Source organism: Amycolatopsis acidicola (assembly GCF_007713735.2).
Lineage (GTDB): Bacteria > Actinomycetota > Actinomycetes > Mycobacteriales > Pseudonocardiaceae > Amycolatopsis_E > Amycolatopsis_E acidicola.
In genome coordinates this window covers 24,925-48,691 of record NZ_VMNW02000058.1, presented here as the reverse complement: position 1 = coordinate 48,691, position 23,767 = coordinate 24,925, and the positions used below count along the sequence as shown (strand labels likewise).

The 23,767-nt window shown below is 70.2% G+C and carries 23 protein-coding genes; 9 read left to right on the top strand and 14 right to left on the bottom strand.

Annotated elements, in window-relative coordinates; genetic code table 11:
* Positions 1-87: 87 nt before the first annotated feature.
* Positions 88-663 carry an HSP18 transcriptional regulator gene (locus FPZ12_RS30210; RefSeq protein WP_144757916.1) on the top strand — a complete coding sequence of 192 codons (576 nt, stop codon included), beginning with the start codon at positions 88-90 and terminating at the stop codon, positions 661-663.
* A gap of 4 nt (positions 664-667) precedes the next feature.
* Here the strand turns inward: FPZ12_RS30210 and FPZ12_RS30205 are convergent, their stop codons facing one another.
* Positions 668-1,081 carry a GlcG/HbpS family heme-binding protein gene (locus tag FPZ12_RS30205; protein WP_144757917.1) on the bottom strand — a complete coding sequence of 138 codons (414 nt, stop codon included), beginning with the start codon at positions 1,079-1,081 and terminating at the stop codon, positions 668-670.
* A gap of 91 nt (positions 1,082-1,172) precedes the next feature.
* On the opposite strand from FPZ12_RS30205, the gene FPZ12_RS30200 reads away from it, so the two are divergent.
* Positions 1,173-1,691: a MarR family winged helix-turn-helix transcriptional regulator gene (locus FPZ12_RS30200; RefSeq protein ID WP_144757918.1), complete on the top strand. Its 519-nt coding sequence runs from the start codon at positions 1,173-1,175 to the stop codon at positions 1,689-1,691.
* A 926-nt stretch (positions 1,692-2,617) separates the two neighbouring features.
* Here FPZ12_RS30200 and FPZ12_RS30195 read toward each other — a convergent pair.
* The 6 genes from FPZ12_RS30195 to FPZ12_RS30170 are packed head-to-tail and all read right to left on the bottom strand — an operon-like array spanning position 2,618 to position 10,420.
* The gene (locus tag FPZ12_RS30195) at positions 2,618-3,001 is read right to left on the bottom strand and encodes a VOC family protein (protein WP_144757919.1); all 384 of its coding nucleotides are present in this window, start codon (positions 2,999-3,001) and stop codon (positions 2,618-2,620) included.
* A 10-nt stretch (positions 3,002-3,011) separates the two neighbouring features.
* Positions 3,012-5,996: an alpha-mannosidase gene (locus FPZ12_RS30190; RefSeq protein ID WP_144757920.1), complete on the bottom strand. Its 2,985-nt coding sequence runs from the start codon at positions 5,994-5,996 to the stop codon at positions 3,012-3,014.
* A 36-nt stretch (positions 5,997-6,032) separates the two neighbouring features.
* Positions 6,033-7,331: a sulfatase-like hydrolase/transferase gene (locus FPZ12_RS30185; RefSeq protein ID WP_144757921.1), complete on the bottom strand. Its 1,299-nt coding sequence runs from the start codon at positions 7,329-7,331 to the stop codon at positions 6,033-6,035.
* The gene (locus FPZ12_RS30180; protein ID WP_144757922.1) at positions 7,328-8,227 is read right to left on the bottom strand and encodes a carbohydrate ABC transporter permease; all 900 of its coding nucleotides are present in this window, start codon (positions 8,225-8,227) and stop codon (positions 7,328-7,330) included. Before FPZ12_RS30180 ends, FPZ12_RS30185 begins: the two co-directional genes overlap by 4 nt.
* Positions 8,228-9,127, bottom strand: a complete 900-nt coding sequence (locus tag FPZ12_RS30175) for a carbohydrate ABC transporter permease (RefSeq protein WP_144757923.1) — start codon at positions 9,125-9,127, stop codon at positions 8,228-8,230.
* Positions 9,128-9,130: 3 nt separating this feature from the next.
* The gene (locus FPZ12_RS30170) at positions 9,131-10,420 is read right to left on the bottom strand and encodes an ABC transporter substrate-binding protein (RefSeq protein ID WP_144757924.1); all 1,290 of its coding nucleotides are present in this window, start codon (positions 10,418-10,420) and stop codon (positions 9,131-9,133) included.
* A 160-nt stretch (positions 10,421-10,580) separates the two neighbouring features.
* Here FPZ12_RS30170 and FPZ12_RS30165 point away from each other — a divergent pair, with 160 nt between their 5' ends.
* A complete protein-coding gene (locus tag FPZ12_RS30165; RefSeq protein WP_144757925.1) occupies positions 10,581-11,810 on the top strand; it encodes an ROK family transcriptional regulator in 1,230 nt (409 codons plus the stop codon).
* A gap of 4 nt (positions 11,811-11,814) precedes the next feature.
* Here the strand turns inward: FPZ12_RS30165 and FPZ12_RS30160 are convergent, their stop codons facing one another.
* The 3 genes from FPZ12_RS30160 to FPZ12_RS30145 form a co-directional block, all read right to left on the bottom strand.
* Positions 11,815-12,585, bottom strand: a complete 771-nt coding sequence (locus tag FPZ12_RS30160; RefSeq protein WP_144757926.1) for a universal stress protein — start codon at positions 12,583-12,585, stop codon at positions 11,815-11,817.
* 398 nt (positions 12,586-12,983) lie between these two features.
* The gene (locus tag FPZ12_RS30150) at positions 12,984-13,361 is read right to left on the bottom strand and encodes a VOC family protein (protein WP_144757927.1); all 378 of its coding nucleotides are present in this window, start codon (positions 13,359-13,361) and stop codon (positions 12,984-12,986) included.
* An 88-nt stretch (positions 13,362-13,449) separates the two neighbouring features.
* On the bottom strand, positions 13,450-13,914 hold the full coding sequence (locus FPZ12_RS30145) for a MarR family winged helix-turn-helix transcriptional regulator (protein ID WP_150980559.1): 465 nt from the start codon (positions 13,912-13,914) through the stop codon (positions 13,450-13,452).
* Positions 13,915-13,996: 82 nt separating this feature from the next.
* Between FPZ12_RS30145 and FPZ12_RS30140 the strand changes: the two genes are divergently transcribed.
* A complete protein-coding gene (locus FPZ12_RS30140) occupies positions 13,997-15,229 on the top strand; it encodes a multidrug effflux MFS transporter (protein WP_144752911.1) in 1,233 nt (410 codons plus the stop codon).
* Between the two features lie 20 nt (positions 15,230-15,249).
* Here the strand turns inward: FPZ12_RS30140 and FPZ12_RS30135 are convergent, their stop codons facing one another.
* Positions 15,250-16,467: an MFS transporter gene (locus tag FPZ12_RS30135; RefSeq protein ID WP_208026077.1), complete on the bottom strand. Its 1,218-nt coding sequence runs from the start codon at positions 16,465-16,467 to the stop codon at positions 15,250-15,252.
* A 17-nt stretch (positions 16,468-16,484) separates the two neighbouring features.
* Positions 16,485-17,729, bottom strand: a complete 1,245-nt coding sequence (locus tag FPZ12_RS30130; protein ID WP_144752908.1) for an FAD-dependent oxidoreductase — start codon at positions 17,727-17,729, stop codon at positions 16,485-16,487.
* Between the two features lie 89 nt (positions 17,730-17,818).
* On the opposite strand from FPZ12_RS30130, the gene FPZ12_RS30125 reads away from it, so the two are divergent.
* Positions 17,819-18,682 (top strand): LysR family transcriptional regulator, encoded by an 864-nt coding sequence (locus FPZ12_RS30125; protein ID WP_144752905.1) that lies wholly within the window; start codon positions 17,819-17,821, stop codon positions 18,680-18,682.
* Here the strand turns inward: FPZ12_RS30125 and FPZ12_RS30120 are convergent.
* Complete coding sequence (locus FPZ12_RS30120) at positions 18,679-19,197, bottom strand: LmrA/YxaF family transcription factor (protein WP_208026076.1); 519 nt, start codon at positions 19,195-19,197, stop codon at positions 18,679-18,681. The genes FPZ12_RS30125 and FPZ12_RS30120 overlap by 4 nt on opposite strands.
* A 34-nt stretch (positions 19,198-19,231) precedes the next feature.
* Between FPZ12_RS30120 and FPZ12_RS30115 the strand changes: the two genes are divergently transcribed.
* Both FPZ12_RS30115 and FPZ12_RS30110 read left to right on the top strand, forming a co-directional pair.
* Positions 19,232-19,966 (top strand): SDR family NAD(P)-dependent oxidoreductase, encoded by a 735-nt coding sequence (locus tag FPZ12_RS30115; RefSeq protein ID WP_144752902.1) that lies wholly within the window; start codon positions 19,232-19,234, stop codon positions 19,964-19,966.
* A 124-nt stretch (positions 19,967-20,090) separates the two neighbouring features.
* Positions 20,091-20,474 carry a nuclear transport factor 2 family protein gene (locus tag FPZ12_RS30110; RefSeq protein ID WP_166462958.1) on the top strand — a complete coding sequence of 128 codons (384 nt, stop codon included), beginning with the start codon at positions 20,091-20,093 and terminating at the stop codon, positions 20,472-20,474.
* On the opposite strand, the gene FPZ12_RS30105 is transcribed toward FPZ12_RS30110, so the two are convergent.
* Positions 20,471-20,965 carry a MarR family winged helix-turn-helix transcriptional regulator gene (locus FPZ12_RS30105; protein WP_144752896.1) on the bottom strand — a complete coding sequence of 165 codons (495 nt, stop codon included), beginning with the start codon at positions 20,963-20,965 and terminating at the stop codon, positions 20,471-20,473. The genes FPZ12_RS30110 and FPZ12_RS30105 overlap by 4 nt on opposite strands.
* A gap of 60 nt (positions 20,966-21,025) precedes the next feature.
* Here FPZ12_RS30105 and FPZ12_RS30100 point away from each other — a divergent pair, with 60 nt between their 5' ends.
* Entirely contained in the window at positions 21,026-22,792 is a 1,767-nt protein-coding gene (locus FPZ12_RS30100) for a chloride channel protein (protein WP_144752893.1), read from the top strand.
* 85 nt (positions 22,793-22,877) lie between these two features.
* Positions 22,878-23,756: a cytochrome c oxidase assembly protein gene (locus FPZ12_RS30095; protein ID WP_144752890.1), complete on the top strand. Its 879-nt coding sequence runs from the start codon at positions 22,878-22,880 to the stop codon at positions 23,754-23,756.
* The last annotated feature ends 11 nt before the right edge of the window (positions 23,757-23,767 follow it).

The window sequence follows — 23,767 nt, the reverse complement described above, 5'->3', positions numbered from 1 at the left end:
CAGTGATCAGCACTGGCGTCAACACGCAGCACCGTTTTAACATGTCATCGATCCGATGACAAGTAGGTGCGTCAGCGAAAGGATGACATGGATCCGAACACCGCGCTGCGCCGCGTGCGCCGGGCCGTCGAGGAGGCGCGAAACGGCGCGGCGCAGCCGGAAACGGTGCTCGAAGCACTGACGGAACTCCGCGAGCTGAGGGACGAGCTGGCGGGCTGGGAGCCGGAGCTGATCACGGCCGCCCGGGCGCAGGGCGCAAGCTGGGCCGTGCTCGCACCCGCGCTCGGGGTGGCCAGCCGGCAGGCCGCCGAACGCCGTTATCTCCGGCTGCAGCCGTCCGAAAGTGGGGAAACCACCGGCGAGGCAAGGGTTTCCGCACGGCGGGATCAGCGGGCGGGCGACCGCGCCGTGGCCCGGTGGGCGCGGGAGAACTCGGCCACGCTCCGCCGGCTCGCTGGCCGGATCAGCGCGGACCCGGACCTGCCGGCGCACGCGGCCGACGAGCTGAACCGCGCTCTCGGTGAGAGTGACGCGGCGAATCTGGTGGGTCCGCTGGCCTCCTCGGGCGGGCAACTGCCGGAGGGGCGGCTGGCCGAGGACATCGCCGCGGTCAACGCCGAAGCCGGGCTGGTGCGGGAAACCGCCATCCGCGACCGGCACTGACTTTTCAGAGCGCGGCGAGGCCGGCCTCCGCGATTTTGACGTCGTCGCTCCAGTGCCCGCCCGAAACGCCGATGGCGCCCACCACCTGACCGTCCACGACGATCGGCAGCCCGCCGCCGAAAGCCACGAAGCGGTCGATCGCCGGACCGGCGCCCAAGCCGAGCGGAGCGTCTTCGCGCAGGACCTCGTGCCACTGCGCTGTCGGCATCCCGAATCCGGCGGCGGTGTACGCCTTGTCCTGCGCGATCTGGATCGCCTGCACCGGGGCCCCGTCCATCCTGGTCAGCGCGCTCAACTGCCCGGCAGCGTCGACGACCGCGACCACCGAGGGCTGCCCCGCCGCGGCGACGGCGGCATCGACGATCGCGCGCGCGGCGGCGCTGGTGACTGTGGTGATTTGCCGTAACGGCGTGGTCATCGCGAACTCCTCGATTATCAGTGTGCTGATAAGTATCAGTATGCATGTTGATAGACGAGCTCGCACGAGTGGGCGTCAGTAGACTGGCCGGATGGCGCACTACACGGCGCGGCTGCTCTGGTTCATCAAACGTGCGGAGCAGGCCACCCAGCAGGCGAAGGAACAGGTGCTGCGCGCGTACGGGATCACGCCGGCCCAGCTGGCCGCGCTGACGATCCTGAGCGACCACGACGGGATCACCTCCGCCGAACTGGCGCGGCAGTGCCAGGTCACGCCGCAGACGATGAACAGCACCGTCGGGCGGCTCGAAGCGCGGGGGCTCGTGGAGCGCTCCCCTCACGCGCTGCACCGCACGCTGATCGAAATCCGGCTCACCGGCGACGGTCGCGAACTGTTCGAACGCGCGGACGCGCGCCTGAAGATCCTCGACGCGGATCTCGGGCAGGACCTCTCGGCTGCCGAGCTGAAGACGCTGAAGGAACTGCTGACTCGTGTTGCCGACACGGCGCCTCGCGCGGCGGCGGCTCGCGCGGTGGCGCCCCGAGCGGGGGCGGCTCGCGCGGGGGCCGCGACGGCGGCGGCCCGACCGGCGGCGCCGAAGGGGAAATGAACCGGGCGGCGAGGTCTGTCGTGTAAAGGGTGGGTGCGCCTGCCGTTGACGGCTGCAGCGACAGACGCACCCGCTTCCCTTGAGCCGCGGTGGCTGCCTGGACTGTGTGCTGCTGCCTGGTGCTTCCCGGTGCTGTGCGATGCCTCCCGGTGCTGTGCGATGCCTCCCGGTGCCGTGCGATGCCTCTTGGAGCTGTGCGGTGCATCCCGGAGCTGCGTGGTGCATCCCGGAGCTGTGCGGTGAAGTGGGTGCAGGGGCAAAGCGGGGCAGGCGCGCGAGACCGGTTGACGCGGTTGCAATGGCTTGCCCGCAGTTCTGGGGGTGAGCGTGGCTGCGGCGGCCCGCGTGGCTACGGCGGGCAGCACCGCCGGGGCGGCCAGCGGCGATGCAGTGGCGAGCGCGGGTACCGGGGCGAGCGTGGCTGCGGCGGCACGCGTGGCTGCGGCAGGCAGCGCCACCGGGGCGGCCAGCGTCGATGCGGCGGCGAGCGCGGATACCGGGGTGAGCGCGGCTACGGCGGGCAGCACCACCGGGGCAGCCAGCGCTGGTGCGGCGGCGAGGGCGACGGTAGCGAGGGTGGGTGCGGCAGGCAGCGCGGCTGCGACGTCAGCACCACGGCGGCAGCGAGGGCGAGAGCGAGGGCGACGGCGGCGCTGTCGCCGCGGCTATCGCCAGTGGTGTGGCGAGCCGGCCGGTGGCGCGTGTCGGCCGCCGGGGGTGGAGGAAAGCGCTTTCCGAGCGTCGGTGGCGCGCTGGAGGCCTGCGGAAAGGGGGCTCGGCGGTAGTGTCCGGGCGATTCGTTCCAAGCTCCTCTCTGGGCACGCGTGTCGGCGGGGTGGGAGGTGGTCCGAAGGTGTTGGCGTCAGGTGTTGCGGCGAACGGGACCGGAACCACCTCGCGGGTTCGGGTACCGGGGCCCCGCGCGGCTAGCTTCCTGACGGGGCCGCGCTCAGGTCGACCACACAGAACAGGTTGCCGTCGGGGTCGGCTAGTACGACGAAGTCCGGCTTCGGCGGGTAGAGCTGCCAGTCCACTTCACGGGCGCCGAGTCCGAGCAGTCGCGTGATCTCCGCCTGCTGCTCCGCGGTGGTGTCGACGAACAGGTCGAGGTGCAGCCGTGGGCGCGGCTCGGCCGGGGACTCGCTGTACATCAGGGCGAGAGCCCGGCCCGAGCCGTCCGCGTGGTTCAGCGTGCGCCAGGTGTCGCTCGCCCACTCTTCGGTCGGTACGAGGTTCAGCGCCGCCGTCCAGAAGGCCTCCGCCCGCGGCACGTCAGTCACACCCAGCACCGGGAATCCCAGTCGCAGCATGGCAGGGACGTTACCCGCGCCGCACCCGCAGGGTCACGATCTCGAACGGCCGCAACTCCAGTTCGATCGGCTTTCCCGCCCAGGACCGGGTTTGCGGAGTTTCCCGTTCGAGCAGGTCGGTGGTCCAGGCCCGCGCGAAGGGTTCCGAGATCCCGACTCCCGTGCGGGCCCGGCCGCCGCGGGCCTCGTACAGGCGGATGACGAGATCGCCCGAGCGGTCCTCGGCGAGTTTGACCGCCTCCACGACGACTGCGGGCGACGACACCGCGACCAGCGGAGCCACCGGGCCGCCACCGGAAACCACGCGGGCCGGGAGGTTCAGCCGGTAGCCCGTGTCGAGCGCCTCGAGCACTGTCGGCGCCGGGCGCAGCGCGGTGCGCAGCACGTGTTCGCCTTGGTCCGCCTCGGGATCGGGGAACCGCGGGGCGCGCAGCAGCGACTGGCGGACGAGCGTCACGGTCGAGCCGTCCTCCGCCCAGCGGCGCGTGATGTCGTGTCCGTAGGTCGAGTCGTTCGCCACCGCCACGCCGAACCCGGGCTCCGCCACGTGCACCCACCGGTGCGCGGCGGTCTCGAACCGCGCCGCGTCCCACGAGGTGTTCGTGTGCGTCGGGCGCTGGATGTGCCCGAACTGGATCTCCGACGCCGCGCGGTCGGCGTGCACGGCGAGCGGGAACGCGAGCTTCAGCAGCTTTTCCTGCTCGTGCCAGTCGACCCGGGTTTCGATCTCCAGCTCGCCCGCGTCGGCGCCGAGGCGGAACGTCTGCACGAACACCGAATCCTGGAACGAGCGCCGCACGACGAGGGCGTCACCGGTGGCCCGCACCTCGTCGGCGTCCCGCAGCTCGACGATGGAGTGCCGGTAGTGCTCGTTGATGTCCCAGGCGTCCCACTGGTTCGGCAGATCGCGGCACACCTGCAGCAACGCCGCCGGGGACGCCAGCACCTCACGATCCGCCGCACGGTCTACAAAGGACACGAGCAGGCCGTCCGCGTCGAAGACCGCCCGGACGGAGGTGTTCTCCAGCACCCACCCCGAATCCGAGGCGGCCGGCGCGACCCAGGAAGGCAACGCTCCGGTGACCGCGCCGAGCGCGGGCGCGCCGGCAGCGGCGACGGGAGCCGCGTTGAACACGACCTCCGACTCCCCCGGCCCGGCGAGCGCGCGCTGCGCGTCGTCGATCAGCGGCTCGAGCGTCGCGGCGACTTCGGCGTAGTTGCGTTCGGCCTCCTGGTGCACCCAGGCGATCGAGGAACCCGGCAGGATGTCGTGGAACTGTTGCAGGAGAACGGTTTGCCACGCCTCGTCCAGCGCTTCGTACGGGTACTCGCCGAGCCCGCGCCAGGCCGCCGTCGCGTGCCACAGCTCCGCTTCGCGCAGCAGGTGCTCGCTGCGCCTGTTGCCCTGCTTCGTCTTCGCCTGCGAGGTGTACGTGCCCCGGTGCAGTTCCAGGTACATCTCGCCGGACCACGTGGCCGGTGCCGGATGCGACGCCTTGGCCCTGTCGAAGAACTCCCGCGGCGTGCCGACCTCGACCCGCGGCGAACCCTCCAGCGAGCGTGTGCGCGCCGCGGCCTCCATCATCTCGCGCGTGGGACCGCCCCCGCCGTCCCCGAAACCGAACGGCGTCAGCGAGATGTTCGAGACGCCCTTCTCCGCGTACTGCCGTTGGGCCCGGGCGAGATCCGCGCCCGAGAGATCCGAGTTGTAGGTGTCCGTGGGCGGGAAATGCGTGAAGATGCGGGTGCCGTCGATGCCCTCCCACCAGAACGTGTGGTGCGGCATCCGGTTGGTCTCGTTCCACGAGATCTTCTGCGTCAGGAACGAGTTCGCGCCCGCCGCGCGCGCGATCTGCGGCAGGGCGCCGGTGTAGCCGAAGGAGTCCGGCAGCCACACGTCGTCCGGCTCGAACCCGAACTCCCGCAGGAAGAAACCCTTGCCCTGCACGAACTGCCGGGCCAGCGCCTCACCACCGGGCAGGTTCGTGTCGGACTCGACCCACATGCCGCCCACGGGCACGAACCGGCCGTCCGCCACCCGCGCGCGGATCCGCTCGAACAGCTCCGGGTAGTGGTCCTTCATCCAGGCGTACTGCTGGGCGCTGGAGCAGGCGAACACGAAGTCCGGGTACTCGTCCATCAGCGCGAGGACGTTGGAGAAGGTGCGCGCGCATTTGCGGATGGTCTCGCGCGTGGGCCACAACCACGCCGAGTCGATGTGCGCGTGCCCCACGGCGATCACCTGATGCGCGCTCGCGTACGCGGGCGAAGCGAGCACGTCGGCGAGCGCTTTCCGCCCTGCCGCGGCGGTTTCGGCTACTCGTTCGGGATCCACGACATCGCACATCCGCTCCAGCGCGCGCAGGATCTCGGCACGGCGGGGCAGGGACGGCTCCAGCTCGGCCATCAGCCCGGTGAGCGTCCAGCAGTCCCGTAAGAGATGCCGCACGGTCAGATCGTGCTCGACGAGGTCGATCCGGCGCAGCGTGTAGATCGGCTCCGTGCCGGCCGTCGCCTTGTCGCCGAGTGGGGTGGGCAGGTAGAAGTAATGCCCGCCGACATCCGGGTTGGACGCCGCTTCCACATACAGGTCAACGGGTCCCGGCCCGACGGGCACCGCGTTGTTCAGCGGCTCCAGGCCTTTCACGATCGTGCCGTCGGGCCGGTAGACGAGCCCCTCGGCCTGGAAACCGGGCTGCCGCGCGGAAAACCCCAGATCGACGACCAGCTCCACCGCCGTGCCCTCGCCGCCCCAGCCCGCCGGGATCTCCCCCGTGACGTGGAACCACGTGGTGCCCCAGGGTTTGCTCCACGGCCTGCCCACCGCGAACGGCGTGAACTCCCGCGCCACCGCCTCGCCGAACGGCACCGGTTCGCCGGGCACCTCCCAGGCCGTGACGCCGAGCGCCACGTGGCGGCGCTCCACGGCCGGCGCGATGCGCTCACGCACGAAGCGTTCTATGCGCATCTCGATCTGGGCAGTGGTGTCGTGCATGATTCTCCTGATGCGTACGGGGCTCAGCGAACGGGCTCAGCGGACGGGGGCGCGGCGCCAGCCTTCGCAGCATTGCGCGAAACGGACCAGCTCAGCACGCAGCTCGGCGAACTTCGCCGGATGTCTGCGGGAAAGATCGTGTTCCTCGGCCGGATCCTCATGGAGGTCGTACAATCCCTCGGCTACCGCGACCTGGGATTCGAGGCTCTCACACGCGTCCAGCACGGCCTTCCAACGGCCCAAGCGGCCAGCGAGCTGGCCCTCATACTGCCAAAGTAGCAGACGTTCGGGCCCCGCCGCACCGGTTTTCAGCGACGAAAGCACCGATTCACCATCGATCGTGTGATTTTCGGGCGGTACGCCGTCGACCGCTTCGAGCACCGTGGGCACGAGATCTGCCATGTACCCCACCACTTCCGGCGTCTGTCCGGCCGGAATCGCCGCTGGCCAGGAAATCATGCTGGGCACCCGGATCCCGCCCTCGAACAGCGAACCCTTGTGCCCGCGCAAACCCCCGGCGGAACCCCCGTCGTAGGAGACCTCCTCGCCGTCGAACCAGTTACGCTCCTCGATCGACGGACCGTTGTCGGAGGAGAAGAACACGATCGTATTCTCCCGAAGTCCCAGGCGCGCAAGGGTTTCCAGGATCACGGCGATCCCGTCGTCCATCGCCTTCACCATCGCCGCCATCATCCGGCGCCCCTCGGGCAGGTACGCGAAGCGGGCCATGTACTCCTCGGGCGCGTGCAGCGGGTAGTGCGGCGCATTGAAGGGCACGTAACAGAAGAACGGGCGCTCGGCGTTGCGCTCGATGAACTCCGCGGCACGGCGGGCGATGACCGTGGTGAGGTATTCGCCGTTGTGCCAGACCTCGTCCTCGCCCTCCCACAGGTCATGGATGGGATTGTGCTCGCCCCAGTAGTAGATGTGCGAGTAGTAGTCGACGCAGCCGGCGCGGAAGCCGAAGTGTTCGTCGAAACCCCGGCGCAGCGGGTTGTAGTCCTGGTCCACGCCCAGATGCCATTTGCCGAAAATGCCCGTGGCGTAACCACGATCGCGCAACTCGCTCGCCAGCGTCGTCTGCGGTGGCAGCCCGACGGTGTGCCGCGTGCCGCCGAGAATCGCCTCCACCCCGGCGTGCGCCGGATGCCGTCCCGTAAGCAGCGAAGCACGCGAAGGCGAGCAGACCGGCGAATTCGAGTACCACTGCGGCAGCCGGGCACCCGACGCGGCGAGCCCGTCCAGCGCCGGGGTATCGAAGTCGTCGGCGCCGAAGCACCCGAGGTCACCCCAGCCGAGATCGTCGGCGTAGAGCACCACGACGTTCGGGTTCATTCCTTCACACTCCCTGCGGCCATGCCCGCGACCAGGCGCTTCTGCACGAGCGAGAACAGCACGACGGTCGGGATCGCGGAAACCGTGGCGGCGGCCATGATCATCCCCCAGTCGCTGGCGTACTCCCCGAAGAACGACGACAGTCCCACTTGGACGGTCTTGAGCTTCTCCCCCGTCATCAGCACGCTGGCGAAGAAGAACTCCTCCCAGGTCGCGATGAACGTGGTGATGACGACGGTGACGATACCGGGCACCGCGATCGGGAACACGACGCGGAACAGCACGCCCACCGTGGAGCAGCCGTCGATCCGCGCGGCTTCGTCGAGCACCGTCGGGATCGTGTTGAAATAGCCCATCATCAGGTAGATCGCCAGCGGCAGCGTCATCGCGACGTACACGATGATCAGGCCGGCGTAGGAGTCGAGCAGCCCGAGCTCGCCGAACGCCAGGTACATCGGCGTGATCAGCACGACGAACGGCAGCAGCTGCGTCGCGAGCACGACGAGGAGCACGGTTCCCTTGCCACGGAAGGAAAATCGTGAGAGCGCGTAGGCGGCGAGGCTCGCCAGTACCACTGTGCACGCGGTGCTGATCACCGATACCAGCAGGCTGTTGCCGAGGTAGCGGCCGAAGTCCGAGCCCTGGAACAGCCGCGCATACGCGTCGAACCCGAGCCCGTCGAACCACTGGCCGAACGGCAGCCGCGCGCCGAGCGCCGTGGCCGGCCGCAGCGAGGTGAACACCATCCACAGCACGGGAAAGACGATCACGAACAGGATGGCGAACGTCGGCACGATCACCAGCAGATCGCGCGCCCGGCGCTTCCGTGGCCGGTTGCGCCGTACCGTGGCGGGCGGGACGTCGTGCACCGGCGGGGCTTTCGTTTCGGTGCTCATTCAGCGTCCCTCCCGGTCGGCGGTCGCGCGCAGGTAGGCCAGCGCGAAGATCGCCATCACCGCGGTCATCACGATCCCGATCGCCGCTCCCTGGCCGAGGTCGTTGGACACGAACGCGGCCGAGTAGAGCTGCGTCGCGAGCACCTGGGTGTACGTGCCGGGTCCGCCGCCGGTGGACAGCCAGACGTAGACGAAGTTGTTGAAGGTCTGGATGACCGTCATCAGCACCACGACGATCATCACCGGCCGGAGGCTGGGCAGCGTGACGTGCCGGAAGGACTGCCAGCGGCCCGCCGAGTCCAGCGAAGCCGCCTCGTACTGCTCCTTGGGGATCGACTGCAGCCCCGCCATCAGCACCACCACCACGAACGGCAGCTCGCGCCAGACGATGATGGCCACCACCGACCACCACACCGTGGAGGTCTGCGCCAGGAACGGCACCCCGGCAGGCAGGAGGTGGGTGGCGACGAGGAACTGGTTGAGCACCCCGGTGTTCGCGTCGAAGATCCACTTCCAGCACGCGACGGCGACCACCGGCGGCACCATCCACGGCACCAGCACGAGCGTCCTGGCCGTCCCCCGCAGCCGCCACCGTTCGAGCACGGGGCTCTGCAGCAGCAGCGCGAGGCCGAGACCGAGCACCAGCCGGATCACCACGGTGACGGCCGTCAGCCAGAACACCGTGTTCAGCGCCGCGCTGCCGATCTCCGGATCGGTGAAGATCGCCTTGAAGTTGTCCCACCCGGTCCACTCCGCGTCGCCGGGTGAGTCGTAGGGCGTCAGCTTCTGGAACGCGAGCACGACGTTGTACACGCTGGGGAACACGAACAGCACGGCGATGACCAGCAACGCCGGCGTGACGAGCGCGTACCCCTGCCGGGAAGCGGAACGGGTGGCCACCGCTCAGCCCTTGAGGCCCTTGGCCAGCCCGTCGAGGAGCGCCGACGCGGCGTCCGCGGCCGACGACTGTCCGGAGTAGACGGACGAGAACTGCTGGTTCGCCAGCTGTTCGATCGAGGACACGGTCATCTCGGAGCCGATGTAGCGGCCGAAGGACTGCGAGTGCGGCAGCTGCTGCACGTAGCCCTGTTGCGACTGCGGTACCGAAAGCTGCGTCAGCGTGGTCTTGTTCGCCGGGTACTGGGTGTAGGTCTTGAACGTGTCGGCGCTCATCAGGTACTTGATGACCTGCCAGGCCTCTTCGGCGTGCTCGGTGTTGCGGTTGATGCCCAGCGCGCGGCCGCCGAGGTGCGTCGCGCCGTCGGTGAGGCCCGAGGGCATCGGCGCGGTGGTCACGGTGGTGCCCGCGGCGGTCGCCTGCTGCTCCAGCTTGGTGAAGGTGGACGGCGGTTCGTAGGTCATCGCGCAGGAGCCGTTCGCGAGCCCGTTGACGATCGACGGGTCGCTGTAGTCCTGCACCGCCTGGTTCGCCTTGGACACCGCGCCGGAGGAGAACAGATCGGTGAAGAACTGGATCGCGCTGGTGAGCTGTTCCTTCGTGGCGCCGGCCGACCAGTTGCCCGCCGCGTCCTTCTTCACCAGCGTGGCGCCGTGCGACCAGAGGTAGTAGTTGATCGCGAACCAGCCGGCGCTCGTGGCGGAACCCGAAGCGGGGAAACAGAAACCGGCCGTCTTACCACCGCTGGAGGAGCTGATCTGCTTGGCGTCGGCGGCGAGCTCCTCCCACGTGGCCGGCGGTTTCGCGATGCCGGCGGCGGTAAGCGCTTTCTGGTTGTACACCAGCGCCATCGTGTCGGCCGTCCACGGCATCGCCCACGTCTTGCCGTCGATCTTGGTCAGGTCGGTGGCGAGCAGGCCGTCGGTGCCGCCGGGCAGCGGATCGTTCTTTTCGAGGTCGTCCAGCGGCTGGAGGATCTTGGGCGTGGCCAGGAAGGACACGTCGGTGTAGGCGATCTGGTCGATGTCCGGCCCGGAACCGGAGTTCGCCTCGCGGGCGAACTGCTGCGCGTTGTTGGGGCTGAGCGTCTGCAGTTCGACCTGGATGTTGGGATGCGCGGCGTTCCAGGCGTCGAGCGCCGTCTTGAGCCCGGTGACCTCGCTCTCCGGGTCGAACTGGCGGAACGTCAGGTGGACGACGCCGCCCGAGCCGGAGTCCGAACTCGAACAGGCGGCGAGTGGAGCGATGAGGCTGACCGCCAGCGCGGCGACGGCGGCCGGTTTCGCGAATTTCATGCGGCTTCTCCTTCGAAGGCAACTCAGCCCCAACGGCCCGAGACGCTAACACAATCAAATTGATTTACAAGCCCGCCGACCATCCCTTAGGATCACTTGCGTCGTCGCGAACCTGCGGGTAGAGCCGCTGATCGCCAGTAACCGATGGGGGTTTTCGAGGATGGAGCGGCGGGGGTCGAACCTGCCACGCGTTGGCGACTACAACCAGTTGCTCGTGCTCGATCTCGTGCGCAGCAGCGAGCACATCAGCCGGGTCGAGCTCTCCCAGCGCACCGGGCTGTCCGGGCAGACGGTGTCCAACATCGTGCGCCGGCTCGTCGACGCCGGGCTGATCGAGGAGGCGGGCCGGGCAGCCGCCGACACGGGCGCCAGGCGGACGATGTTCCGGGTGGTGCCGCAGGGGCAGTATTCGGTGGGGCTGCACATAGATCCCGCCCGGATGACGCTGGTGCTGCTGAACCTCGCGGGCGAAGTGGAGGACAGGGCGTCCATCGCCACGCCGTTCACCGACGGGCCCGAGGACGTGCTCGAAGCGATCGTCGGCGCGGTCACGGAACTGGTGCGCAGCCGGAAGATCCCGCTGCACCGCATTTCCGGGCTGGGGGTGTCCACGCCGGGGCCGATCATGGCCGATTCCGTGGTGGGGCCGCCGAACCTGCGTGGCTGGGGCGTGGTGCGGCTGCGCGACGAACTCGAGAACCGCACCGGATTGCCTGTGGTGCTGGAGAAGGACACGATCGCGGCGGCCACCGGGGAGCTGTGGGCAGGCGGCGGTTCGCTGGCGAACTTCGCGTTCATCTACCTGGGCACCGGGATCGGCGCGGGCATCGTGCTGGGCGGTGAGGTGATGCGCGGGGCGAGCGACAACCTCGGCGAGATCGGGCACCTGAGCGGTGATCCGGACGGGCCACGGTGTTACTGCGGCGGGCGCGGGTGCATCGCGATCACCTGCGCGCCGGTGCATCTGGTCTCCGCGGCGGTCGAGGCCGGGATCCTGCCGCGGGTGAACGTGGAAGACCACCTGGCCGTCGAAAAGTCACTCGGCCGCCTGTGCGCGTTGGCGGGCGAAGGTGACGAGAGGGCGCAGGCCATCGTCGACAAGTCGGCGCGCGGGATCGCCCGTGCGGCGGGGAAACTCGCGAACGTCCTCGACCTGGACACCGTGGTGCTGGGCGGGCCGAACTGGTCTGCGTTGTCCCCCAGCTACCTCCGGGTGGCGCCACCGATCACCGCTTCGCTGCTGACGGTCCGCGACGTGCACACGGTCGACGTTCGCGGCACCGCGCTCGGCGAGGACGGCGGGGCGATCGGCGCGGCGTCGCTGGTGATGTCCACGATGGCGTCGGCGAGGTCGGAGCACCTGCTGCTGTCGCCGCGCCGGATGCAGTGACCTTTCAGCGGATCACCGCGACGGGGCAGGAGCTGGTGCGCGCCAACGCCTGAGCCGTCGACGCGCCCCCGCGGACGCCGACGACGACCAGTTGCGCGTCCTTCGCGGCTTTGGCGATTTCCTTGGCGTGCTTGCCTTTCACGGCAATCGGGCGCACCTCGACGTCCGGGTACTTTGTCGTCCATTGGTCGAGCCGCGGCGGCAGCTGCTCGCCGGACGCCCGTACGGCGAGCAACGGGACCCGGCGTTGGCTCGCCGCCTCGAAGGCGAAGCCGATCGCCGGATCCGACTCCGCTTCGCCGGACACGCCCACCGCGACGGGCGCGCCGTCCGGCGCCTCCCCGCGGACGATGGCGACCGGCCCCTGCCCGCGCGCGATGAGCGCCCGCGCGACGGAGCCCAGCACGAAGCCGCCCACGCCACCTAGCCCACGCGAGCCGACCACCACGAGCTGCGCGGTGGTCGTCGCCGCGATCAACCCGTTCAGCACGACGCCCTCGCGCTGAACCACGTGCACGACGAGACCCGGGTCGAGCTCGCGCACCGCTTGTTCGGCGTCGGCGAGCCACTCGGCGCCTTGCTCGCGGAGGGCATCCGGGTAGCTGCGGGGCAGTTTCACCGGAACGTACGGGGCGGGGTCGGGCACGAACGTGGTGTGCAGCAACGTCAACTCGGCGCCGCGGTACCGGGCCTCGCGCGCGGCCCAGCACGCGGCCTCCACGGCGGACCGGGACCCATCGATCCCGGCGACGATCCCTCTGACCGGCTCTGTCATGTCCCTCAGCGTGACACGAGATCGCCGGTACGGCAGGGCCGTTGGTCCCCGATCACCTCATCGACCGTTGGGCCAGGGCAGCACGGTCAGCTCCGGCCACCGCGCGCGGTCTTGGCTTCGTGCACCGCGCCTGTACGCGATTCGGCCGCACGACGAGGTTGAATACGTCGGGCACGGCAGGCTTGCCGGCTCGGTGCGGACGCCGAGGCAGCACGTGGTGGCGACGAAGGAGTCGATCGCCGCTTCAGTCGAGCCGCCGCCTCGGCGCGGACATCGCCGTGAGCTACCGCGAACAGGACTTCGCCGCCGACTGCGTGAGTGGGCCGGTCGCGCGGACGTGACACTCGACAACATGGGAGCGTCCTATTTGGACCGGAGCCTCGACGCGCCGGACGCCGTCAGCCCCCGTACGGGCGCGTGATGATCTCCAGCCGGTGGCCGTTGGGGTCGTTCCAGTAGACCCCGCGGCCACCGTCGTTGTGGTTGACACGCCCCGGTTCGTGCCCGTGCGGGTCCGCCCAGTACTCCAGGCCGCGGTCGGTGATGCGGCCGAAGATCCGGTCGAACTCCTCCTCCCCCACCAGGAACGCGTAGTGCTGGGGGTGCACCGGGCCGCCGGACTCGATGACGTCGAGCGAGACGTCGTTGTCCGCTTGCAGCACGAGGAACGGGCCGTAGGGCACCGGCTCCGGCAGGCCCAGGATGTCCGCGAAGAACGCGGCGGTCTGCTCTCGGTCGGCCGCTTCGACGATGGTGTGGTTCAGCTTCACCGACATGACGACTCCCTCCAGCTGGATGTCCCCGTCCATCGTGCGCCCGCGCGGCGGCGAAGGCCAAGCGGACCGACTAGGCACACGGCCCGCGCTAGGCCTTTCGCGCCTCCGTGTGCAGCACCTCGTCGAGCGCCTTGAGCGCGTCGGCGGCGGAGGAGATCGCGGCGATCTGCGCGGGCTCGAGCCGGGCCATCGCCGCGCGGATGGTGCCGGACCAGACCTCGTCGATCAGCTCATCGTCGGCCAGTGACTTCTCGGTGGGCACGAGCCGCGTGACCCGCCCGTCCTCCGGGCTGCCCTCCCGCGCGATCAGACCCCGCCCGGTCAGCGCGCGCACCGCCGCGCTGGTGTTGCTCTGCTTCATCCCCAGCCGCCCGGCCAGCTCGCCGACCGTGATCCCCGGTGTGTCCAGAACCTGTTTCAGCGCCGCGAGTTCGGTGTTCGGCAACGGTTCGAGCCCGGCCGTCTCGGGCACCAGCCGGTGGATCGTCCACGACAGCCCGCGGAGCACGCCGGCGAGCTCACGATGTTCCTCCGTCGGACGCTTCGTGGTCATGCCCCGATCGTACTCCATATGATAATATATCTATCTACCCATACACATCCTGTCGCTGTTCCCTGCCCCCGGAAAGAACCCGATGCCTGACCCCACTCCCCGCCCGCTCGGCGGCGTACTGATCGCGCTGCTGGCCCTGCTCACCGCCGTCGCCCCGCTCGCGACGGACATGTACCTGCCCGCCTTCCCCGAGATGGCGGCCGACCTCGGCACGAGCGCCACCGGCGTGCAGCTCACGCTGACGGCGTTCCTCGTCGGGCTCGGCCTCGGACAGCTGTTCATCGGCCCGCTCGCCGACGCCGTCGGCCGCCGGAAGCCGCTGCTCATCGGCTCCTTCGTGTGCCTGCTCGCCAGCGTCGCCTGCGCGCTGGCGCCGAACGTGGAAACGCTGGGCGTGGCGCGCTTCGTGCAGGGCCTCGGCGGCGCGGCCGGGGTGGTGCTGGCGAGGGCGATCATCGCCGACACCACGAAGGGCCCGCGCGCCGCGAAGCTGCTCGGCGTCACGATCATCATCGCCATCGTCGCGCCGGTGGTCGCGCCGCTGACCGGGGGCGCGGTGATCACCAGCGTCGGCTGGCGCGCGGTGTTCTGGGTGCTGACCGGGCTGACCGCGCTGATGTTCCTCGGGGCAGCAGCCTTCGTGAAGGAGACACTGCCCGCGGAGTCCCGGGGCGGGGGCGGCTTCCGGGCTACCGTTTCCGGTGCCCGCGAGGCGCTGTCGAACCGCAATTACGTCGGCTACCTGCTCACGTTCTGTTTCGCCTTCGCCGCCCTGTTCGCCTACATCTCGGCTTCACCGTTCGTGATGCAGAAGGTGATCGGGCTGTCGGCGGGCACGTACTCACTGTTGTTCGGGCTCAACGCGCTGGCGATCGTGATCACCAGCAGCGTCGCGGCCTCCTTGGCCGGCAAGGTTTCCTACCGCGCGATGATCGGCGGGGGCCTCGCGGTGGGCGTCGTCTCGGCCGTTGTCCTGCTGACGCTGGTGCATTCCGGCGTGCCCACCGTGCCGACGCTGGTGCTGTTCGCCGTTTTCCAGGGCTCGCTGGGCTTCGTGTTCTCCAACGCCACCGCGCTCGCGCTGGAGGAGACCGGGAAGAACGCCGGCACCGGTTCAGCCTTCCTCGGCTGCCTGCAGTTCATGCTCGCCGCGGTGGCCTCGCCGCTGGTGGGCCTCGAGGGTGAAGAGACCGCCACGCCGATGGGGCTGGTCCTGATCATCTCGATCGCGCTCGCCGCGCTGGCCTTCCTCACGCTCACCCGGAAGGCCCGCGAAACCGTCGTAGCGCAGGAGTATTCCGACGTCAACGCCTAGACCACGCTCGTCGAGCCGGTTCAGCGGCCCGCGGCGGTGACCGGTTCCGCCGGACGGCCCGGGCTCGGACGGTCGTTGCGCACCCCCAGCAGCACAACGGCACCGAGCAGCGGGCCGACGGCGAGCAGCGCGAACGCGGCGTAGAACGAGCCGGTCGCGTGGAACACCGGGCCGACGGCCGCGGGCACCAGGACGCTGCCGAGCTGCCACACCGCGTTCACCGCGCCCGCGGCGGAACCGGCCAGCCGGTCCCCCGACAGCTTCGGGATCATCGCCGCGGTGAGCGGGCTGTAGGCGTACGCGGCGATGCCCAGAACCGGTGCCACCACGAGGAAAGCGGTGTAGCTGTGCAGCGCCCCGAACACCAGCAGCGTGGCGGTGAACAGCAGCAGGATCGCGATGATCGGCAGCCGCATGCCGAGCCCGAGCCGGTCGGTGATCCAGCCCATCAGCGGTTTCACCGCGACCGCGGTGGCGGAGAAGATCACCACCACGATCCCGGCGTCGACCGGGGAGATGTGGCTGCCCTTGATCATCAGCGTGTTGGACCACGTGACGAACCCGTAGGTGCCCCAGAGCCCGCCGAAGCCCGCGATGCCCAGCAGCAGCAGATCCTTGTTGCGTGCCAGCGGCCGCACGTCCGGCAGCGCGCGCTTCCCTTGCCGCGCCTGGACATTCCCGTTGCGCACGAAGATCGCGCAGAGCACGGCGAGCACCATCGTCGTGACGCCGAAGGTGTGGTACGCGGCGCCCCAGCCGGCGTGCACGATCAGCGTGGGCACGACGGCGTTGGCGATCACCGTGCCCAGCGAGGTGGCCGTCATGAAGATGCCGCTGGCCATCCCGATCTCGTGCGGCGGATGCCACGTGGTGATCAGCTTCATCCCGGCCGCGAACTCGACACCGGCGAACAGGCCGACCAGCCCCTGCACCACCAGGCCGAGCGGGATCGACGTGGTGGAGCCGAAAACGGTCATCAGCGCGCCGGCCGCGAGCATGCTCGTGCCCAGCACCACGCGGCTGCCGAGCCAGTCCGTCAGCAGGCCGCCCGCCGCGTTCGAGACGACGTAGCCGACGTAGTAGCAGGTGGCGAAGATGCCGAGCGCGGCGAGCGGCACTCCCCACGAGTCGCTGACCGCCGACGAGGCCGGTCCCCAGGTGGAGCGGTCCGTCGAGGTCATCGTGAAGCTCGCCCAGCACAGGGCGAGCACGACCCAGCGATAGCGGGAACTCGTCATTGAGAACTCCTTGGTGGTCAGACGATCGCTGCCTGGCGCCGGAGCCCGGCCCGGATTGCCGCTACGTCGTGCGTTTCGTGTTCTGCATACCGGGCGGCCGCGACGCCCGCCGCGTGGCCCGTGGCGAATGCGGTCCCCATCACGCGCACCGACGCGTAGGCCTGCGGATCGGCGCTCGTGAGCCTGCCGACGCCCCACGCGTTCGGGGTGTCCGCGGAGGCGATGGTGCCGTAAGGCACGTCGTACCAGCCCTTTCCGGCCAGTTCGGTGTACTTGGTGACGCCGGGACCCGCGTGGTCCTCGATCGGCCAGCCGCAGCGGGCGATCGAAGTCTCTGGCCGCTTGCGCGCGGTCAGCACGTCCTCGGCGGTGAGCGTCTCGTGCCCGACCAGGTGCCTGCTCTCGCGGATGCCCAGCTGCGGGCCGGTCTCGATGAGGTAGGCGCCGGCCCAGCCGGGCAGATGCTTGCGCAGCGCGTCGAGATACATCCACGCCTGGCGCCGCGCGCTCGCCTCGTCGCGGCTGAAGGCGGGCGCGTCGAACACGTCGACCTGTTCGTCCACCAGCAACGCCATGACTTCACGGGTCAGGGGCAGGTGCACGGCGATGCCGTAGTCGCGCGCCAGCTCGATCCCGGTGCTCTTCCCGTACGCGGCGACGGCGGCGCGAAGCCCTTCGCGGGACAGGTCCGCGTCCTCGGTGACGCCGCCGAAGCGGCAGACCAGCGTGCTCGTCTGCCGTTGGTCCACCGGCTCCACGCGCACGCCCGCGCCTCCGGCGGCGAGCAACGCCCCGTCGCCGCTGGCGTCGATGAACGCGTCAGCCTGGACGTACTCGCGGCCGCCGCGATGGTGCAGCTCGATCTCGGTGATCCGGTCGCCTTCGCGCCGCGCGCCGATGAGCGTGGTGTGCAGCCAGACGTCCACGCCCGCCGCCTCGGTGACCCGGTCACAGGCCGTCTTGGTCGCTTCGGTGTCGAGCAGGACGATCCGGTTTCCCGTCCACCCCATGGTCTTCTCCTCGTAGGCGCCGAGGTCGCGCAGCCGCCGGAGCACCTCCTCGCCGACCCCGGCGACGACCCGCTCGCCGTGCTGGTCGAAGAACCCGCAGAACGTCAGCACAGAGCTGATCGTGGCCGCGCCACCGAGGAACGGGTACTGCTCCACCTGCAGCACCCTGGCACCTGACCAGGCCGCGCCCACCGCGGCGCCGATCCCGCCCGCGCCGCCACCGACGACCACGACGTCGTACTTCTCGACCATGGACCTCCCTTTCCGTGTCCGCCCAGTAGAAGGCGTGGCCCGGGGGCGGCGCCAATATCAATCGGGCAGCCGGGGCATACCCTGAAGGTATGGAGCTCCGGCAGCTGCGCTACTTCGTGGCCATCTTCGAACACCGCTCGGTGTCCCGCGCGGCCGAGCACCTGCGCATTTCCCAGCCCGCGCTGACCCGCCAGCTCCACCAGCTGGAGCGGCAGCTGGGCACCGTGCTGTTCGAACGCGTGACCACCGGGGTGGTGCCCACGCCTGGCGCGCTCGCCCTGCACGAGCACGCCACCGCGGTGCTGCGGCTCGCCGACGCCAGCCGCGAGGTCGTCCGTTCCGCCGGTCCTGCCAGGGAGATCGTGCGGACGGGCCTGCCGCCGGGGATGTCCACGTCGTGGCTCGACGCGAAGCTTCGGGCGCTGAAGGACAAGGTGCCGTCGGCGGCGATCGCGTTCACCGACGCCAGCAGCATCGAGCAGCTGCGGATGCTCCGCGCCGGGCACCTCGACCTCGCGCTCGTGCACCAGCGGCCGCCGGACCAGGTCGCCGGGCGGCTGCTCTACGACCAGCCGTTCGGCTTGGCCATGCGCCCGGGGCATCCACTCGCGGGACGGACGCGGTTCGGCGTGGCCGATCTCGACGAGCTGCGGGTGCTGGCGCACAGCCGCGACCAGGTGACCACGGAACACGACCAGATCAGCGCCGCGGCGCGGGCGCTGGGGCTGCACCCGGACTGGGTTTTCGCCTGGTTCACCGAAAACGCGCTCGCCTGCGCGACGGCGAGCGAGGCCGACGCGGTGCTGCTCACCGAGCCGAGCGCCAAGCGCCTGCTGCCCGAGTGGCCCTGGGCGCCGCTGACCGACCCCGGCTTCGCCCTGCCGACCTGGCTGGCGCGCCAGGCGCAGGTCCGGACCGTGGTGACGCAGGTGGCGGAGGTGCTGGCGGCCTAGCCTTTCGCTTGCCGCGTAAGGGATTCCACGTGGTCGAGGATCGCGTCGAGCGCCGTTTCGAGCGGTTTCACCTTGCGCTGCACCTGCGTCAGCAGCAGCCCGCCCTGCAGCGCGGCGAGCACGGCCAGCGCCAGGTCGTCGGGATCAGCACGCAGCTCGCCACAGTCACGCATCCGGCGCAGGCCGTCCTCGATCGAGCCCTGCCCTTTGACGAACGACGAGGCGACGGCCAGCCGGGCTTCGGGGTTGTTCTCCGCGACCTCGCTGCCGAGTGAGCCGATCGGGCAGCCGCCCCGGCACTGCTGCAGCTTCTGGTACTCGACCAGCGTGTCCCGCCAGCAGCGCCTGTTCGCCCGCGGAGTAGTGGTAGATCTGCGATCCGCTGACGCCCGCCGCGAGCCGCACCTCCTCCAGGTGGCCTCGGTGACGCCCTGCTCGTACATGAGCCGGGCGGCGGCCGCCACGATGCGCTCCCCCGTCCGCTGCCCCTTGCGCGTCAGCTGCTTGGCCGTCATGCCGCCACAACCCACTGCGCAGGGAGGCAGCACGATGGACCTGGCAGGCAAGACCGTCCTGATCACCGGCTCGACCAGCGGAATCGGCCGCGAGACGGCCGAACTGATGGCGGCCGCGGGCGCACAAGTGATCATCACCGGCCGCAGCACCGAACGCGGCGCGACAACGGTCAAAACCATCACCGAAGCCGGCGGCACCGCCCGCTTCCTCGCCGCCGACCTGACCGATCTCGACGATCTGCGCCGGCTCGCGGCGGCAGCGGGACCGGTGGACATCCTGATCAACAACGCCGGGGTGGCGCCCGGCGGGCCCACGCTCGACCAGGACGCGGCGAGCTTCGACGCGGCGCTCGCGGCGAACATCCGCGCACCGTACTTCCTCACCGCGGCACTGGTCCCGGGGATGCTCGAGCGAGGATCCGGCAGCATCGTCAACGTCAGCACGATGGCCGCGAGCGTGGGCATGCCCGGGCTTTCGCTCTACAGCGCCACAAAAGCCGCGCTGGAGTCGCTGACCCGCACGTGGGCGGCGGAGTTCAGCCCGGCCGGGGTGCGGGTGAACACCGTCTCGCCCGGCCCCACCCGCACCGAGATGACCAGCGTGCTCATGGACGAGGAGACGGTCCGGCAGATCGCCGCCTCCACCCTGCTGGGCAGGCTCGCCCGGCCGCGGGAGATCGCCGAGGTGATCGCCTTCGTCGCGTCCGACAACGCCGGGTTCATGACCGGCGCGACGGTAGCCGCGGACGCGGGCCGCACCGCCATCTGAAGCCCGCCCTGGCCGCCTCCGTCCACAAAGGACCTGGCACCACTTGCCGGAAATCTCCCGCACTGGGCAAGTTTTGTCCTATGCTTCTCTACCCGGAACGGTGCGAGGACAGGAGGCGGCCCGGGTGCGGTCCCCGGAGGGCGAGCAGCAACCACTCGCGCTGGAACAGGCGGCTTGGGACGCCACGGCGCACGGTCAGGCCGTCGCGTTCTACGACCGGCTGCTGACCGCCAACGCCCGGGTTTTCCTGGAGGACAAGCAGTTCGACCGGCGACAGGCGCTGGCGGACTGGGCGCCCGCGCTGGCCTTCCGGGAGTACCGGCTCTCCGGGGAGACCGTCGTCCCGGTGACCGGCGACCTCGCCCACCTCACCTACCAGGCGACCGTGACCGGTGACCAGGGCGACTGCCGGGTGCACTGCTCGAGCCTCTACGTCCGGCGGGACGGGCGATGGCTCCTGACGCTGCACCAGCGCCGCCCGCTGCGCGCGCCCGGGCCGGACAGCTAGAGCCAGAGCGGGTCGCCCTGTTCGACCGCCGGCTCGCCACCCGCCTCGGTGAACGCGGTGAGCGCGCGCACCAGCCCGCGCCGGGTGGTGTCCGGCATCCGGCTCACGATGCGGGCGATCTCGCGGCGCCGCCGCTGCGTCACCTCGCGCACGACGGCCGAACCGCTGTCCGTCAGCGACACGACCAGCTCCCGCCGGGACGCCGGGTTCGCCTCCCGGCTGACCAGCTCCGCCGCGACCAGCCGGTCGACCATGCGGGTGGCCGTGGACGGGTTCACCGCCAGCGCTTCGGCCACCGCCGTCAGCTTCACCGGCCCGCGATGGCCGAGGACGACGAGCAGCCGGAACTGCGGGATGGTGATCGACTCGTCGACGGCCGCGATCGACTTCGCGGACACCGCGACGAGGAGCCGGGACGCGGTGAGCACCGCGTCGGTCACGGCGTCGACGTCGGTCGGGGCCGGCGCGTCGGCGGAACGGCGGGTGGGCATAGCACAGTTTTACCTCACACTCCGCACCTGTGGCCTGGACAAGTATTGCATACTGCAAACATGTCGGTGAGTGTGGACGGTGACGGACGACGGATGAAAGTCCCGGCGCGGCAGCCGGCGGGGGTGTGGCTCCGGGAGAGCTCCACGGGCCTCGCCGTGCTGGCGGTGGCCATCGGCGCGGGCGCGGGCCTGGGGGCGGTGGTGTTCCGGTGGCTGATCACGACGTTCACCCACCTGTTCTCCGGCCACGCCGACTACTCCGCGGCGGGCGGCGAGGCGCATCCGTGGCTTCCCGCGCTCGGGCCGTGGTTCCTGCTCATCGCGCCTGTCCTGGCCGGCCTGATCTACGGCCCGCTCGTGTACCGCTTCGCCCCGGAGGCCCGCGGGCACGGGGTGCCCGAGGTGATGTACGCGGTGGCCGAGAAGGGCGGGCGGATCCCGGCGCAGGTCACCGTCGTCAAGGCGCTGGCCTCGGCGCTCACCATCGGCTCCGGCGGCTCGGTCGGCCGGGAAGGGCCGATCGTCCAAATCGGATCCGCGCTCGGCTCCACCTTCGGCCGCTGGTTCCGGCTGCCCGAGGGCAGGCTCCGGATCCTGGTCGCCTGCGGCGCCGCGGGCGGGATCGCCGCCACGTTCAACGCGCCGATGGCCGGGCCGTTCTTCGCGATGGAACTGATCCTGCGGAACTTCGCGGTCGAGTCGTTCGGCGCCGTCGTGCTCTCCAGCGTCACCGCGAGCGTGGTCGGCCGGGCGGTGTTCGGGGACGTCGCGTTCCTCGACCTGCCGCCCTTCACCCTGCGCAACCCGGTGGAGTACCTGCTGTTCATCGTGCTCGGCGTGGTCGTCGGCGCGTGCGGGGTGCTGTTCACCAAGGTGCTGTACTGGATCGAGGACGCCTGCGACCGCATCTGGCGCGGGCCGGAATGGCTGCGGCCCGCGGTCGGCGGGATCGTGCTCGGCGCGCTGCTGCTGGTGCTGCCGGAGATGTACGGGGTCGGCTATCCGGTGCTGCAGAACGCCGTGGAGGGCAAGTACGTCTTCGGGTTCCTGCTCCTGCTGCTTGCCGGCAAGATCATCGCGACGAGCCTGACGATCGGCATCGGCGGCTCCGGCGGGGTGTTCGCGCCGTCGCTGTTCATCGGGGCGATGGGCGGCACGGCGTTCGGGATCGCCGTGCACGCCTGGCTGCCGGGGATGACCGCCTCGCCCGGGGTCTACGGCCTGATCGGGATGGGCGCGGCCTTCGCGGGCGCCGCGCGGGCGCCGATCACCGCGGTGATCATCCTGTTCGAGCTCACCGGGCAGTACACGATCATCCTGCCGCTGATGACCGCGATCGTGGTCGCCACGCTCACCGGCAAGGCCCTGCTGAAACAGGACACCATCTACACGCTCAAACTGCGCCGCCGCGGGGTGGACATCGACAAACGGCCGGAGACTCGCCGCCTGGCCGCGACCACCGTCGCGCAGGTGCTGGAACCGTTGCCGGAGGCCCTGCGCGAGGACACCGAACTACGTCCCGCCGCCCGCGCACTCGCGTTGTCGGGGCACGGAATGCTGCCTGTCATGGGCGAGGACGGGGAATACCACGGCTGCGTGACGGCGCGCGCCGTCGCGGAAGCACTCGGTGACGACCGCGAGGAAACCGTCGGTGCCCTGGCCGAGCTGCCGCCGTTGGTGACGGGCGAGTCCTCGCTCACCGACGCGCTCGACGCCCTCACCCAGGCCTCCGGCACCGGATTGCCGGTGCGGGACAAGGAAGCGGGCGCGCTCACCGGGTGGATCAGCCATCAGGGGATCCTCGCCGCGCTGCACCCGGCGCGGTGACCGGGGGCACTTCGATGTCCGGTCCACAAAGGACGCAAGGGCGCACCGCACACAGCAATAGTTGTCTAGTGCAATACTGGGGACGATGACTCCCCTGACGTGGCAGAGCCTGGGCACGGCCTGGGCGATGCCTGTCCCGGCTGCGGTGGTGCTGTTCCTGTTTGCTGTCGGCTACCTGTGGGCGGCGCGACGGAAAGGGAACTGGCCCGCCCGCCGGACAGCGTGGTTCCTCGCCGGTCTCGCGGTCACGGCGATCGCCGTCGGTGGCAGCGTGAACTACTACGCGCACGCCCTCTACGCGATGCACATGGTGCAGCACCTGCTGCTGATCATGGTCGCGCCGACGCTGCTGGTGCTCGGCCGCCCGCTGGACCTCTGCGGCTGCCAGGGCCGGTTCGCACGCGTGGTGACGCATCCCGCGCTGGCGTTCGGCTTCTACACCGTGGTCGTGGTCGGCACGCATCTCACGCCGTTCCAGCAGTACGCGCACCTGCGAGCGGTGCACGGGCTCGAAGAAGTGCTGTACGTGGTCAGCGGCTATCTGCTGGTCCTCGCCGTGCTGGGTGAGGACACGCCGCGCCGGCCCCTGGCGCACCTGACGAGACTCGTGTTGCTGCTGCCCGGAATGGCGGTGGACACGATCGTCGGGGTGAGCCTCCTGATGACGACGCGCGCTGCCGAACCCGCGATGGCGCGCGCGTGGGGCCCGGATCCGCTGACGGACCTGCACTGGGGCGGCGCGATCATGTGGGTCGGCGGCGATCTGCTGATGGCCGCGCTCGCGATCGTCGTGATCACGCGCTGGGTCCGCGCCCCGGGCGGGAACGACCTGGGGCCGTGGCTGGAAGCCGCCCGCAGGTCCGCGATCGGTTCGGACGGCGAAGCGGACGTGGACGACGACGAAGAGGCGTTGCGCGCCTACAACGCGATGCTTTCCCGCTTGCACGAACACGATCGGCGATAGTCCACACCGTC